Source organism: Aquicoccus porphyridii, from assembly GCF_008369105.1.
Classification (GTDB): Bacteria; Pseudomonadota; Alphaproteobacteria; order Rhodobacterales; family Rhodobacteraceae; genus Aquicoccus; species Aquicoccus porphyridii.
This window is the reverse complement of sequence record NZ_VINQ01000004.1, coordinates 232054-246272: the sequence shown is the minus strand read 5'-3', so window position 1 is coordinate 246272 and position 14219 is coordinate 232054. Positions and strand designations below refer to the sequence as shown.

The 14219-nt window shown below is 64.3% G+C and carries 14 protein-coding genes and 1 other RNA gene; 11 read left to right on the top strand and 4 right to left on the bottom strand.

Annotated elements, in window-relative coordinates; all coding sequences use genetic code 11:
* Positions 1–2 precede the first annotated feature (2 nt).
* From rnpB to rpmG, 3 genes are all read left to right on the top strand, one after another.
* Positions 3–420, top strand: an RNA gene (rnpB, locus tag FLO80_RS08335) — RNase P RNA component class A.
* Between the two features lie 231 nt (positions 421–651).
* Positions 652–1080 carry a PACE efflux transporter gene (locus FLO80_RS08330; protein ID WP_188078241.1) on the top strand — a complete coding sequence of 143 codons (429 nt, stop codon included), beginning with the start codon at positions 652–654 and terminating at the stop codon, positions 1078–1080.
* A gap of 79 nt (positions 1081–1159) precedes the next feature.
* Complete coding sequence (rpmG, locus tag FLO80_RS08325; RefSeq protein WP_057816833.1) at positions 1160–1327, top strand: 50S ribosomal protein L33; 168 nt, start codon at positions 1160–1162, stop codon at positions 1325–1327.
* 161 nt (positions 1328–1488) lie between these two features.
* On the opposite strand, the gene FLO80_RS08320 is transcribed toward rpmG, so the two are convergent.
* Entirely contained in the window at positions 1489–2265 is a 777-nt protein-coding gene (locus tag FLO80_RS08320) for a Bax inhibitor-1/YccA family protein (protein WP_111365555.1), read from the bottom strand.
* 148 nt (positions 2266–2413) lie between these two features.
* A complete protein-coding gene (locus tag FLO80_RS08315; protein ID WP_111365553.1) occupies positions 2414–3373 on the bottom strand; it encodes an NADPH:quinone oxidoreductase family protein in 960 nt (319 codons plus the stop codon).
* 319 nt (positions 3374–3692) lie between these two features.
* Between FLO80_RS08315 and FLO80_RS08310 the strand changes: the two genes are divergently transcribed.
* The 5 genes from FLO80_RS08310 (at position 3693) to FLO80_RS08290 (ending at position 8780) form a co-directional block, all read left to right on the top strand.
* Positions 3693–4064 carry a helix-turn-helix domain-containing protein gene (locus tag FLO80_RS08310; protein WP_111365551.1) on the top strand — a complete coding sequence of 124 codons (372 nt, stop codon included), beginning with the start codon at positions 3693–3695 and terminating at the stop codon, positions 4062–4064.
* A gap of 111 nt (positions 4065–4175) precedes the next feature.
* The gene (locus FLO80_RS08305) at positions 4176–4949 is read left to right on the top strand and encodes an inositol monophosphatase family protein (protein ID WP_111365743.1); all 774 of its coding nucleotides are present in this window, start codon (positions 4176–4178) and stop codon (positions 4947–4949) included.
* 398 nt (positions 4950–5347) lie between these two features.
* Entirely contained in the window at positions 5348–6691 is a 1344-nt protein-coding gene (locus FLO80_RS08300) for an 8-oxoguanine deaminase (protein WP_111365549.1), read from the top strand.
* A gap of 116 nt (positions 6692–6807) precedes the next feature.
* Positions 6808–8202 (top strand): magnesium transporter, encoded by a 1395-nt coding sequence (mgtE, locus tag FLO80_RS08295; RefSeq protein WP_111365547.1) that lies wholly within the window; start codon positions 6808–6810, stop codon positions 8200–8202.
* The gene (locus tag FLO80_RS08290; RefSeq protein ID WP_111365545.1) at positions 8199–8780 is read left to right on the top strand and encodes a 5-formyltetrahydrofolate cyclo-ligase; all 582 of its coding nucleotides are present in this window, start codon (positions 8199–8201) and stop codon (positions 8778–8780) included. The genes mgtE and FLO80_RS08290 overlap by 4 nt, the downstream gene beginning before the upstream one ends.
* A gap of 259 nt (positions 8781–9039) precedes the next feature.
* Here the strand turns inward: FLO80_RS08290 and FLO80_RS08285 are convergent, their stop codons facing one another.
* Positions 9040–9921 carry an alpha/beta fold hydrolase gene (locus FLO80_RS08285; RefSeq protein WP_111365543.1) on the bottom strand — a complete coding sequence of 294 codons (882 nt, stop codon included), beginning with the start codon at positions 9919–9921 and terminating at the stop codon, positions 9040–9042.
* Complete coding sequence (locus FLO80_RS08280; protein ID WP_111365541.1) at positions 9918–10928, bottom strand: TraB/GumN family protein; 1011 nt, start codon at positions 10926–10928, stop codon at positions 9918–9920. Before FLO80_RS08280 ends, FLO80_RS08285 begins: the two co-directional genes overlap by 4 nt.
* 259 nt (positions 10929–11187) lie before the next feature.
* On the opposite strand from FLO80_RS08280, the gene groES reads away from it, so the two are divergent.
* From groES to map, 3 genes are all read left to right on the top strand, one after another.
* Positions 11188–11499: a co-chaperone GroES gene (gene groES, locus FLO80_RS08275; protein ID WP_111365539.1), complete on the top strand. Its 312-nt coding sequence runs from the start codon at positions 11188–11190 to the stop codon at positions 11497–11499.
* A gap of 61 nt (positions 11500–11560) precedes the next feature.
* The gene (groL, locus tag FLO80_RS08270) at positions 11561–13210 is read left to right on the top strand and encodes a chaperonin GroEL (RefSeq protein ID WP_111365537.1); all 1650 of its coding nucleotides are present in this window, start codon (positions 11561–11563) and stop codon (positions 13208–13210) included.
* Between the two features lie 235 nt (positions 13211–13445).
* Positions 13446–14195 carry a type I methionyl aminopeptidase gene (gene map / locus FLO80_RS08265; RefSeq protein WP_111365535.1) on the top strand — a complete coding sequence of 250 codons (750 nt, stop codon included), beginning with the start codon at positions 13446–13448 and terminating at the stop codon, positions 14193–14195.
* Positions 14196–14219: the final 24 nt, after the last annotated feature.

Below are 14219 nucleotides of genomic sequence, written 5' to 3'. Positions count from 1 at the left end.
GCGCGGAGGGCCGGATGGCCGCGTGAGGCTTTCGGGTCTTGCGAGGAAAGTCCGGACTCCACAAGGCAACGGTGCCGGGTAACGCCCGGGCGGGGCAACCCGACGGAAAGCGCCACAGAGAACAGACCGCCACGCGCGCCGCTTTGCGGCACGCTGGTAAGGGTGAAACGGTGGGGTAAGAGCCCACCGGGGGGCTGGCAACAGCGCCCGCATGGCAAGCCCCACCGGGAGCAATGCCGAATAGGGATCGTGCGCTGGCCTGATCCCGGATCACGGTCCGGGATATCGCGGCAGGGGCGCCTTGGCCCGAGCGATCCGGGTTGGCAGCTTGAGCCCGCGGGCAATCGCGGGATCAGAGGAATGGTCATCCAGAGGGGGCGACCCCTTGGACAGAATCCGGCTTACAGGCCCTCCGCGCAATCATATCGACCATACTTGGCGTTTCGGGAACGACCTGGATCGGCAATACCGTGGCCGCGCTTCGCGCCGCGGGGTGAATGCTTGAGGCCGATCGAGTGCAACACGCCCTGGTTGCGACAGGCTGGCATCCCGCGGCGTGGTAACCTATGTTTCGTCCAAGAGAGGACGGCCTCCCCCGATGATCGGGCGACATGTCCGGGACGACCCGGAGAAATGATTGGGGGCGGCGACATGCGCACCACCTGGGACAGGATTGTTCACGCGGTTTCCTTCGAGGTGTCGGGCCTCTTGATCCTTACGTTGCTCGGGTCATGGGGGCTTGGCTATCCGATGGCGGAAATCGGCACGGTTGCCCTTGTGGGCACGACGCTGGCGATGGTGTGGGTCTATATCTACAACCTGGCGTTCGACCGGGTGCTTGTGCGGTTGACCGGGGCACTGCGCAAGCCGCTGTGGCTCAGGGTCGTCCATGCGATGCTGTTCGAGGCGGGGTTGCTGATCATCCTGTTGCCATTCATCGCGTGGCACCTGGATATCGGGTTTATCGAGGCGTTCTGGCTCGATCTTTCGATGGCGGCATTTTATCTTCTCTACGCGTTCGCGTTCAACTGGGCCTATGATCTGCTGTTTCCGCCCGGCCCGGTCGAGAAACGTGGTTGACTCGGGGGCGCGCATCGTTAAAAGACAGGCTTCATGAGATTTTCGCGGGCGCAATGACGCCCGCCGCAGGAGAAGACCAATGGCGAAGCCGACCACAATCAAAATCCGCCTGAACTCGACCGCGGGCACGGGCCATTTCTACGTGACGAAAAAGAACGCGCGCACGATGACCGAGAAGATGAGCATACGCAAATACGACCCGGTCGCGCGCAAGCATGTCGAATACAAGGAAGGCAAGATCAAGTAAGATCGCCTGACCTTGGGAAGATTGGGGCCGCGCCTTCGGGGGCGGCTTTTTCTTTTGCGGGGCGCGGGCGGTTGCGCCCGGATGGATCGGGTCATCCTTGCCAAAAGAAAAAGGGCCGGTCGCTGTGACCGGCCCTTTCAGCGTTGGTATCGGCGGTTGCCCTATTCCTGCTGCCCCATGAACATCAGGAGGAACTGGAACATGTTGAGGAAGTCGAGATAGAGGTTCAACGCCCCGTGGATCGCCGACTTCTCAAGCCATTCGGTGTCGCCGTGATGGGCATGGGCGAGATAGGTGCTCTTGATCCGCTGTGTGTCATAGGCGGTGAGCCCCGCGAAGATCAGCACGCCGATCATCGAGATCGCGTACATCATCGCCGGCGATTGCAGGAACCAGTTGATGACCATCGCGACCAGAAGGCCGATCACGCCCATGATCAGGAAGCTGCCCCAGCCCGAGATGTCCTTTTTCGTGGTGTAACCCCAGAGCGACAGGCCCCCGAAGGCGATTGCCGTCACGAGGAAGGTCTGGATGATCGAATAGGACGTGTAGAAGATGAAGATCGAGCTGAGCGAGACGCCGATCAGCGCCGCGAAGGTCCAGAAGAAGAGCTGTGCCCCGGCCGCCGAGATCCGATTGGTGAGCGCGCCGAAGGCAAAGATCATGCCCAGCGGCGCGAGCATCACCACCCAGCGCAGCGGCGAGGTGTAGATCGCGGCACCAAGTCCGGTCAGCAATTTGCCATTGCCGATCTGCCCAACGGCAGCGGCAGGGTCGGTCGTGACGGCAAGCCCGGCAATCGCCCAAGCCGCGAGCGCGGTGATGAGCATGCCGATGGACATCGTGCCATAGACCTTGTTCATATGGGCGCGCAGCCCTTGGTCAATCGCGGAAGAGCGGGCACCCGCCGTTGTCCGGATCGTGTTCAGTTCAGCCATCAAAGCCTCCGAGTTGCAACATTCATCCCGGTCGCATCATGCGATCGGGTCTTCGTTTTGAATATCGGTGAGTCAGGCCCTCATTTCAAGCTTTTCCGGTTCGGAACCTGCCGAATTGACTGTTTCCGCCCGCGCCCGATCGGTGGCGTCACGGGGTGATCACCACCTTGCCGGTCGAGGCGCGGCTGCGCAACAATTCGAGCCCTTCGGCGGCGCGGTCGAGCGGTAGCACGTGGCTGACATGCGGTTTGATCAATCCTTGGCCGTACCAGTCGAGCAGGGTGGTGAGGCTTTGGGTGATGACGGAGGGGCGGAATTTGAGGTAGCCGCCCCAGTAGAAGCCCAGAACGTCGACATTTTTAACCAAAAGATGATTGGCGGGAATCTGCGGCACGTCGCCGCTGGCGAAGCCGATGGCGAGGATGCGGGCCTCGGGGTTGCAGGCGCGCAGGGCGGCGGTGAACTGATCGCCGCCCACCGGGTCATAGGCCACGTCGGCCCCGCCCAGTGCCTTGACGGTTTCGCGGATGTCTTCGGTGCGCGCGTCGATCAGGTGATCGGCCCCGGCCCGGGCGGCGATCTCGAGCTTGTCACGCCCACGGGCGCAGGCGATGACCCGGGCGCCCATCAGCTTGCCGATCTCGACGGCGGTGAGACCCACGCCCCCCGCCGCGCCCAGCACCAGGAGGGTTTCGCCCGGTTTGAGCCGCGCCTTGTGATCGAGCGCGACATGGCTTGTTCCATAGGCGATCTGCAGGGCCGCGGCATCGGTAAAGGGCATGTCATCGGGGATCGGCGTGACGCGGTCGGCGGGAAAGCACCCCGTCTCGGCCAGCCCGCCCCGCCCGCCGAACACGACGACGCGGGTGCCCGGCGCGGGGCCGGTCACGCCGGGGCCAAGTGCGTCGACCACGCCCGCGACCTCCATCCCGAGGGTGAAGGGCGGGGTGGGCGTGTCCTGGTATTTGCCCTGGCTCATCAGCAGGTCGGCAAAATTCAATCCACATGCGTGGATGCGCAGGCGAATTTCTCCTTTGACGGGTTCCGGCGTGGTAGCTTCGACCAGTCGGGGTGGCGTGTCGAAGGTTTCGATCTGGAAAGCGCGCATGATAAGATCCCCGCGTGAATGTGACGAATCCCGTGACTGGTTCGATACGCCAGTTTGGCCGGGTTTTCCACATATTGCGGAAGCATTTGTTTTTGCAACGCTTTTTCTCGCAGGCTCAACACGCAGAAATAGATTGACGCAAGGGAAAGCTCGCCAAAATCGGGTGTAAAAGTGTTGAATTTCCGCCCCGTCCTGATAAACAAATACGCACGCGATTTCGCCCTTTCTGGATTCGCGTTCAAATTGCAGCCCAAAGCCTACCAAGCGAATTGGGGGTGCGAGTCTGGGTAACGAGGACTAATTTGAAGAGGAGACGTGAATGGCACATCCCGTGGACGTGCATGTCGGCAAACGTATTCGCCACCGTCGGTGGCTTGTGGGCATGACGCAACAACAACTGGCCGAGAAGGTCGGGATCAAGTTTCAGCAAATCCAGAAATACGAGACGGGGGCCAACCGCGTGAGCGCGTCACGCCTCTGGGATATCTCGGAAGCACTTGATGTGCCGGTAAGCTTTTTCTTTGAAGGGCTTGAAGACGCGGATGTGGCAAGGGACCGGGACGAGGCGGTGCCTGCGGACCTGATGGGGGACAAGGAGGCGCTCGACCTGGTGCGCTCGTATTATTCCATTCCCGAGAACCAGCGCCGACGCCTGTTCGATCTGGCGCGGGTTCTGTCCGACGTGTCCTGATCAGATTGGCTTGAGCCGGGGCTTGGCGCGCGCTATTTCCGGGCCTGATTTTGCAGGCGAGGAGCGGCGGGAGTGAGCGACGGCGACGACATTCAGGGGACCGCCCATGCGATGGCCGATGCGGCGCGCGGGGCGGTCCTTCCCTTTTTCCGGGCCGCGACTCTCGTGGCCGAGGACAAGGGCGACAAGATCGCCGATGGCGGGTTCGACCCGGTGACCGAGGCCGACCGCGCCGCCGAAAAGGCGATGCGCGCGGTGCTGGCCGAGCGGCGGCCGGACGATTCGGTGATCGGCGAGGAATTCGAAAAACACAGTGGTTCCAGCGGGTTGACATGGGTTCTTGACCCGATTGACGGCACGCGGGGCTTTGTTGCGGGCACACCGACATGGGGTGTTCTGATCGCCGCGTCGGATGCCGATGCCGTGCGCTTTGGCATGATCGACCAGCCCTATATCGGCGAACGGTTCTGGGGCGGGTTCGGGCAGGCAAGGATGACCGGGCCGCAGGGCGCGCGGGATTTGAAAACCCGGGGTGAGGGGCCACTATCCGAGGCGATTCTCTGCACCACGTTTCCCGAGGTCGGCAGCGTGGTCGAAGGTGCGGCTTTCCGTGAAGTTTCAAAGGTTTGCAGGCTTACCCGCTATGGGCTGGATTGCTATGCCTACGCGCTTCTGGCGGCGGGTCATATCGACCTTGTGATCGAGGCGGGCCTGTCGAACTATGACATCCAGGCGCCCATCGGCGTGATCGAGGCGGCGGGGGGAATCGTGACCGACTGGCAGGGTCGCCCGGCGCTGCAAGGCGGGCGGGTCATCGCGGCGGCGGGACGGGTGCAACATGCGGCGGCGCTGGAGATTCTGGGCCGGGTGATCGCCGAAGGTTAATGATTCGCGGCGGGCCGAAAACGGGGGGTGCTTTGCGTGCACCGCCCGGCTGTTGCCCGGCTGCCGGGTCAGGCGCGGGGCGCTTGCGGGGCAAATGTGAACGGCGCGCGCGGTGGATTTTAACCGGATGTTAGCGCATGTCGCAGCGCAACGGATTCGCGCCTCTTCGCCCCGGCCTTGGGTCGGGGCGGGTGTTTCCAATCAAATGCGACACGCCCCAGGCTTTGCCTGGGTCAGCCGCTGATGCGTCCTCCGATCTGAGCGACGGGATGCGACCGCCCTTGCCGAGCGCGGACTGCTTTGGGCATACTGGACCCGCCGCGCGGTTCTTCGGTCCCTTTTCCACCGCGCGCGATGATTGCGGATGAGGGGGGCGGGTTTGTCCGAGGGGAGATGCCATGCCCGAGATCCTGATTCGAAATGCCGACCATATCCTGACCATGGACGACAGCCGCGCGGAATTGCGCGGCGCGGACATATTGATCCGCGACGGGGTGATTGCGGAGGTGGGTCACGGACTCAGCACCAGTGGAGAGGTGATCGCGGCGGCGGGGTGCGTGGTGACGCCGGGGTTGGTCAACACCCATCACCACCTTTACCAGAGCATGACCCGCGCGGTGCCGGGCGGGCAGGATGCGCTTCTCTTCGGGTGGCTCAAGACGCTTTATCCGATCTGGGCGCGGATGGGGCCGGAAGAGATGTTCGTGAGTGCACAGGCGGGGCTCATTGAACTGGCGCTGTCGGGCTGCACGATGACGTCGGATCATCTTTATCTTTATCCCAATGGTGCGCGGCTTGATGACACGATCGCGGCGGCGGCCGAGGTCGGGCTGCGGTTTCACCCGACGCGCGGCGCGATGAGCATCGGCGAGAGCGCGGGCGGATTGCCGCCCGATGCGCTGGTCGAGGGAGAGGCGGCGATTCTCGACGATTGCATACGGGTGATCGACGCCCATCACGACGCAAGCGAGGGTGCGATGGTGCGGGTGGGCGTGGCGCCCTGTTCGCCGTTTTCGGTGAGCCGCGAATTGATGCGCGATGCCGCGCTGCTGGCGCGGGACAAGGGGGTGATGCTGCACACCCACCTCGCCGAGAACGAGGAGGATGTCGCCTATAGCCTTGAGATGTTCGGCTGTCGCCCGGGGCAATATGCCGAAGGTCTGGGCTGGACCGGGGACGACGTGTGGCATGCGCATTGCGTGAAGCTCGACGGGCAGGAGATCGAGCTGTTCGCGCGCACGGGCACGGGCGTGGCGCATTGCCCCTGTTCCAATTGCCGCCTTGGCAGCGGGATCGCACCACTGCGCGACATGCGCGATGCGGGGCTGCGCGTGGGATTGGGCGTCGATGGGTCGGCCAGCAACGATGCGGGGAACCTTGTGCTTGAGGCGCGGGCTGCGATGCTGTTGCAGCGGGTGGCGCGCGGGGCCGACGCGATGAGCGCGCGCGAGGCGCTGGAGATCGCGACGCGCGGCGGGGCCGAGGTGCTGGGGCGGCATGAGTGCGGGCGAATCATGCCGGGCAAGCGGGCGGATGTGGCGATCTGGGACGTGTCGGGGATCGAGAGTGCCGGAAGCTGGGACCCGGCGGCGATATTGCTGGCCGGGCCGGTTGGGGTGCGTGATCTGCTGGTCGAGGGGCGCGTGGTGGTGCGGGATGGGCGGGTGATGACGGTCGATCCGCGCGCGGTGGTGGCGCGGCAGGTGGCGCTGGCGGCGCGGCTGGCCGGGAGCGGGAGCTGAGGCCAGCCTGCAGGTGAGGTGAGGAGGGCGCGAAACCGGCCCGTTTCGCCGCATTGTTGCTGTTCCCCGGGCGGGTTTGCTCATATGGTCCGGGTGAACGGGAACAGGGGCGCGCGATGGACGATCAGGAGCGGGTGACCGAGGATGAGACCCCCCTTGAAGAAGAGGGTTACGGGCTGAACCGGCGCGAGGTCGCGGCGATTCTCGATGCCGTGGACGTGGGCGACCGCGACGCGCTGATCGAGTTGATGGAGCCGTTGCACGCGGCCGACATCGCCGACCTTCTCGAACAGATCGACAGCCCGGACCGGCGCCGCCTGATCGCGCTTTACGGGGTCGAGTTCGATGGCGACATCCTGTCGGAGCTCGACGAATCGATCCGCGAGGAGGTGATCGGGGTTCTCAATCCCGATGTTCTTGCCGATGCGGTGCGCGATCTGGAAAGCGACGACGTGGTCGACCTTCTGGAAGACCTCGAAGAGCCGCAGCAGCAGGCGATCATCGGCGCGCTCGACGATGCCGACCAGATGGTGGTGCGCCAGGCGCTGAGCTATCCGGAGGATTCGGCCGGTCGGTTGATGCAGCGCGAGGTCGTGGCGGTGCCCGAGCATTGGAGCGTCGGCGAGGCGATCGACTTCATGCGCGGCAAGGAGGACCTGCCCGAGCAGTTCTATCACGTCATCCTGGTCGATCCGCGTCACCGGCCCACCGGTTACGTGACGCTGGGCAAGATCATGTCGGCGCCGCGCGCGCAGGCGTTGCAGGACATGACCGAGGACAGTTTTCGCACGATCCCGGTCGATCAGGACGAAGAGGACGTGGCCTATGCGTTCAACCAGTATCACCTGATTTCCACCCCGGTGGTGGATGACGAGGGCCGGTTGGCCGGGGTGATCACCATCGACGACGCGATGATCGTGCTGGACGAGGAGCACGAGGAGGACATGCTGCGCATGGCGGGCGTCAGCGAGGAGGCGAGCCTTTCGGATAACGTGCTGGAGACCATGCGCGGGCGGGCCACGTGGCTGTTCGTGAACCTGGTCACGGCGATCTTTGCCTCGCTGGTGATCGACCTCTTCTCGGACACGATCGACCAGATGGTGGCGCTTGCGGTGCTGATGCCGATCGTCGCCTCGATGGGGGGCAATGCGGGCACGCAGACGATGGCGGTGGCGGTGCGCGCGATCGCCACCCGTGACCTGACCGGGCAGAACGCGCGGCGTATCATCCGGCGCGAACTGGTGGTGGGGGCGCTCAACGGGGCGCTGTTCGGCCTGGCCATGGCGCTGGTGGCGGCGTTCTGGTTCGGGGTGCCGATGCTGGCCGTGGTGATCGGCAGCGCGATGCTGATGACGCAGGTCGCGGCGGCCTTTGGCGGGATCGTGATTCCGCTGCTGCTTGACCGGCTGAAGATCGACCCGGCGCTGGCCTCGGGGCCGTTCGTGACCACGGTGACCGACGTGGTCGGGTTTTTCGCCTTTCTCGGGCTGGCCTCGTGGGTGCTGTTATGACCGATCTTGCCGACATCAAGGCGGCGGCGCGCAAGGCGGCATTCGCCCGGCGCAAGGCCGCGCATGAAGCCGCAGGGCCGGGCGAGGCCGGGCATCTGAGCGAGGTTCTGGCCGGGCACCGGGGCGTGCCGATGTCGGGCTACATGGCGATCCGCACCGAGATCTCTCCGTTGCCCGCGATGGAGGAGGCCGCCGCGCATGGGCCGGTTTGCGTGCCGGTGATCATGGGGCGGGGCCTGCCGCTCAAATTCTCGCGCTGGCAGCCGGGTTGCGCGCTGCGCGAGGGCCCGTTCGGGGCGATGATTCCGGCGGTCGATGATTTCATCGAGCCCGAGATCCTGATCGTGCCGCTGGTCGCGTTCGATCGGCGTGGCGGGCGGTTGGGCTATGGCGGCGGGTTCTATGACCGCACGCTGGAGATGCTGCGGGCCAAGCGCCCGACGCTGGCCATCGGGTTTGCCTATGGCGCGCAGGAGGACGACACCCTGCCGCTTGAGCCGACCGATCAGCCGCTCGACATGATCGTGACCGAATCCGAGGTGATCGAGATCGGGCATGGCGTTTCGGGAACCGGGTGAATCGCGGATACCGTGGCTGCGTCTGGTGTTTTCGGGACATTTGCGATGCTTGATGTKCCGGGGCGGGTAGGCTTGAATCCTTCCGATGCGACATGCATCAGGCGCGAAGGACGGGCGCGCCCACCCGCCCACCCACCCCGCGCCCGTCCTTCGCGCGCACCGGATGGCGCCGGGTGCGGGTGGAGGGGTGGGATTTGAGTATTTTCACCAAGAAAGAGAGCGGGGGTCGGGGATAGGGTGGCGCGGAAGGTCGGCGCACCTACCCCCGCCGGCGGATGAAATCGCCGACCAGCGAGACGATTTGCGGGGCCAGGAGCGGGGTGATGATGTGGCCCATGCCCTTGATCGGGTGGAATTCGGAACCGGGGATGTGATCGGCGATTTCCGCGCCCATCTCGACCGGGATCAGCGTGTCGTCGGTGCCGTGGATCACGAGGCAGGGGGTGGTCACGCCGCCAAGGCGGGGGCGGCGGTCGGGGGCATCGAGCGTGGCCAGAAGCTGGCGGTTCACGCCTTCGGCATCGGCGCCGCGCGACCAGGCGAGGCGGGCCTCGGCGCGGATGTCCTCTTCGGCCATGGGAAAGCCGGGCGAGCCGAAGGAGGCGTGGCCCGCGACCCAGTTGTCCTGGGCCTCGTCGAGGGTTTCGGGGCGTGCAAGCAGCCGCGGCAGCATGTCGGCGATGCGCCCGCGCTCGAGCAGCGGGCGCGCGGCGGTCATGACGATGGTGGCGCTCAGCAACCTGTCGCCATGGTCGAGGGCGAGGAGCTGGGTGATGGCGCCGCCCATGGAGATGCCGAAGACATGCGCGCGTTCGATGCCGCGTGCATCCATGAGGCCGATCACGTCGCGGGCCATGTCATCGAGCGTGTAGGCGGGGGGAATGTCGGTGCCCGCCATGATTTTTGCGGTGATCTCATCGGCATCGCCGGGCACGCCGGGGGCGGGGCAGCGTTGCGAGCGGCCGACGTCGCGGTTGTCGAAACTGATCGTGCGGAACCCGGAATTGACGAAGCCCTGCACGAGGTTCTCGGGCCAGTGGACAAGCTGTGTGCCGAGGCCCCGGACCAGGATCATGGCGGGGGCGTCGGCGGGGCCGTGATCCTCGATTTCGAGCGTGATGTCGTTGGCGGTGATCTTCATTGGCGGTGTCTCTCCGGTTGGTCGAAGGGCAGGGGCGTGATCGTGTAGCCAGCGCGTTCGAGCAGGTTGAGGAGGCCGGTGTCGCCCATGAGATGCGCCGCGCCGACGGCGACGAAGGCGGTCTGGTCAGGGTTTCGGGTCGCATCGGCCAGCAAGGTGTCGGCCCAGTCGCGGTTGCGCTGGGTCAGCAGGACGCGTTCGAACAGGGCGAAATCCTCTTCGGCGGTTGGTCCGCCATGGGCGAGCGAGATGTCGCGCCCGAGTTCCCAGATGAGCGCGATTTCCTGGCGCAGGTAGGCATTCAGCAGGGTCGTGCCCAGATCGTCGGGGTCGATGGCCATGTCGAGCGCGAGGCGGATCATGTCGAGCTCTTTCTCGGGGGGGAAGGCGTCGAAGATCTGCAGGGTCGTCATCGGGTCCTCGATCGAGCGGGTGTCGCGGGATTCGGCATGCAGGGTTTCGGCGAGGCGGTGGTCGATGCCTTTCGCGCCGGATTGTTGCTGTTTGAGGGCGCAGGGGCTTATTCCCAGCATCATCGAGACGAAGACCGGGCGCAGCTTGGCGGTCATGAAGGCGGGAAAGCCGCGGGTGGCCATTTGCCGGTGCAGCGCTTGCCATTCGTCTTCGGCGAGGCGTTCCGGCAGGGTCGGCCCGTCGGCGATGAAGATGAGACCGGGCCGGGTCGCGGCCATGCGTTCGAACGCCCGGGCATCTGGGGTGTTCATCTCGAAATAGGCGATGTCGGCGGCGCGGGCGCGGGGCAGGAGGGCGTCGAGATGGGCCGTTGTCCGCTCGTGCGGCAGGTGATAGGTGCCGAAGATCGTGAAGCGCGTGTTGTCCCTGGTTGCCTGCCAGAGCAGGCCGTGGCCATGCGGCGTGGCCTCGGCGCGGGCCTTGAGCGCGGTGCGGTCGGGCTCTGGCATCGTGGTGAGCAGGTCGGTGCCGGCGCACTCGAGGGCGAGCGCCGGGCGGGCAATCAGCAGGAGGGCAACAAGGAGGAATCGCACGGGTCGGGCTCCGGTCGGGATGGCGGGGTTCGGGGGGCAGGTTAGCGTGTTTGCGGCGCGGGCTTAACCCCGAAGTCGGGGGCTGTGAAGGTCGGTGTGCAGGACGGCGCCAATTTTCGCGAAACGCTGTCTTGACAGGCGCGGGCCATAACCTTAGCTATACGCCGTTAGCACTCGAACCCAATGAGTGCTAACGCTCGCTCACGTGCTTCGGGCGTGGCGAGCCCGGGAGAAACGACTGTCTCAGAGGAGTACAGAGATGGCATTTACACCGCTTCATGACCGCGTGGTCGTGCGCCGCGTTGAAAGCGAAGAGAAAACCGCAGGCGGGCTGATCATCCCCGACAGCGCCAAGGAAAAGCCGGCGGAAGGTGAAATCGTCGCAGTTGGCGCGGGCGCGCGCGACGAGGACGGCGAGCGCATCGCCCTTGATGTCAAGGTCGGCGATCGCGTTCTGTTCGGCAAATGGTCGGGCACGGAAGTGACGATCGACGGTGAGGAACTGTTGATCATGAAAGAGTCCGACATCATGGGCATCATGGGAAGCGGCAAGGCGGCCAAGGCGGCCTGAATTCCGCGGATCGTGACCTGATCTGACCGTTTCAACGAACAAAAATGCAAGGAGATTGCACATGTCTGCAAAGGACGTGAAATTCAACACCGACGCCCGTAACAAGATTCTCAAGGGCGTGAACACCCTGGCCGATGCGGTCAAGGTGACGCTGGGCCCGAAAGGCCGTAACGTGGTGCTGGACAAGAGCTTTGGCTCGCCGCGCATCACCAAGGACGGCGTGTCCGTGGCCAAGGAAATCGAGCTGGAAGACAAGTTCGAGAACATGGGCGCGCAGATGGTCAAGGAAGTGGCCAACCGCACCAATGACGAGGCCGGCGACGGCACCACCACCGCGACGGTTCTGGCCCAGTCGATCGTCAAGGAAGGCATGAAGGCGGTTGCCGCCGGCATGAACCCGATGGATCTCAAGCGCGGCATCGACCTTGCCACCAGCAAGGTGGTCGAGGCGATCAAGGCCGCGTCGCGCCCTGTCGACAACAGCGATGAAGTTGCCCAGGTCGGCACCATCTCGGCCAACGGCGAAGCCGAAATCGGCCGCCAGATCGCCGATGCGATGCAGAAAGTCGGCAACGAGGGTGTCATCACCGTCGAGGAAAACAAGGGTCTCGAGACCGAAACCGACGTGGTCGAGGGTATGCAGTTCGACCGTGGGTTCCTGTCGCCCTATTTCGTGACCAACCCCGACAAGATGATTGCCGATCTCGATGACTGCATGATCCTGCTGCACGAGAAGAAACTGTCGAGCCTTCAGCCGATGGTTCCGCTGCTCGAGAGCGTCATCCAGTCGCAAAAGCCGCTGCTTATCATCGCGGAAGACGTCGAAGGCGAAGCGCTGGCCACCCTCGTGGTCAACAAGCTGCGCGGCGGTCTGAAAATCGCGGCTGTCAAGGCACCGGGCTTTGGCGATCGTCGCAAGGCCATGCTTCAGGATATCGCCATCCTGACCGGCGGCCAGGTGATCAGCGAAGATCTTGGCATGAAGCTTGAGAATGTCACCATGGACATGCTGGGCACCGCCAAGAAGGTCACGATCACCAAGGACGAGACCACCATCGTTGACGGTGCTGGCGAGAAAGCCGAGATCGAGGCGCGTGTTTCGCAGATCCGCACCCAGATCGAGGAAACCACCAGCGATTACGACCGCGAGAAGCTCCAGGAGCGTGTTGCCAAGCTCGCCGGTGGCGTGGCCGTGATCCGCGTGGGCGGCATGACCGAAACCGAGGTGAAAGAGCGCAAGGACCGCGTCGATGACGCGCTGAACGCCACCCGGGCCGCCGTTCAGGAAGGCATCGTCGTGGGCGGTGGTGTTGCACTGGTTCAAGCTGCCAAGGCGCTTGACGGCCTTCAGGGTGTCAACATCGACCAGAACCGCGGCATCCAGATCGTGCGCCTCGCGCTTGAAGCGCCGCTGCGCCAGATCGCCGAGAACGCCGGTGTCGATGGTGCCGTCGTGGCGGGCAAGATCCGTGAAAGCGAAGACAAGAGCTTTGGCTTCAACGCGCAGACCGAAGAATATGGCGACATGTTCAAATACGGTGTGATCGACCCGGCCAAGGTGGTGCGCACCGCGCTTGAGGACGCATCCTCGATCGCCGGTCTGCTGATCACGACCGAAGCCATGGTGGCCGACAAGCCGCAGAAAGAAGGCGCCGGTGGCGGTGCTGGCGGCGGCATGCCCGACATGGGCGGCATGGGCGGCATGATGTAAGCTGCTTTGGCCTTGCCGATATGGAAGGGGCTGCCCACGGGTGGCCCCTTTTTATTTTGCGGTGCCGCGTCTCGGGGCACGAAGCTTCGCCGCAAGAGGGGCTGAAGCGTTGACGATTGCGAAGGAAACTTCGAGAGTTTCGGCATGAGCCGGACCTCTACAAGGTCAACTTCCGGTCTGCGGGACAATCCAACCCTTCAGTGCTACGCTGGCCCTGAACGAAGGAGCATCGGCGATGACGATCACAAAGCAAGATGAACTGGATGGGTTGAAAGAGATCGGCCGAATTGTCGCGAATACGATGCAGGCCATGGCGAAGGCGATGGAGCCGGGCATGACCACCGGGGAACTGGACGAGATCGGCAGCGACCTGCTGGAGCGTGAAGGGGCTGTCTCGGCACCGCAATCGGTTTACGGCTTTCCACGAGCCACGTGCATAAGTGTGAACGAGGAGATCGCACACGGTATTCCCGGCGAGCGTGTCATTGCACGCGGTGATCTTGTGAATATTGATGTGTCGGCTTCCAGGAACGGCTTTTTCGCGGATACCGGCGCGACCTATCGTGTTCCGCCGGTGGCCCCGTCGCTAACTCGCCTCTGCCGAGACGGGAAGCGCGCGATGCAAATCGGGATTGCGCAGGTCGGCCGCAACAAGCCGTTGGCCGGTATCGGACGGGCCATCGGGCGCTTCGCCTCGGACCGGGGCTACACGCTGATCCGAAATCTCGCGAGTCATGGTGTGGGCCGATCCCTGCACGAATATCCGGAAGAGATCCCGACCTGGCCCACTCGTGGGGATACCCGTCGCATTCACAAGGGGCTTGTCATGACCGTCGAACCCTTTCTCTCGACCGGCGGGCTTTGGGCGGCCGACGGGCGCGATGGCTGGACACTTTACAGCGAGCCGGCCGCTCATGTCGTGCAGTATGAGCACACGATCGTTGCGACGGATCGCGGGGCTGCCATCGTGACACTGCCGGGATGACCGATCCGGGCCCGATCCTGTGCA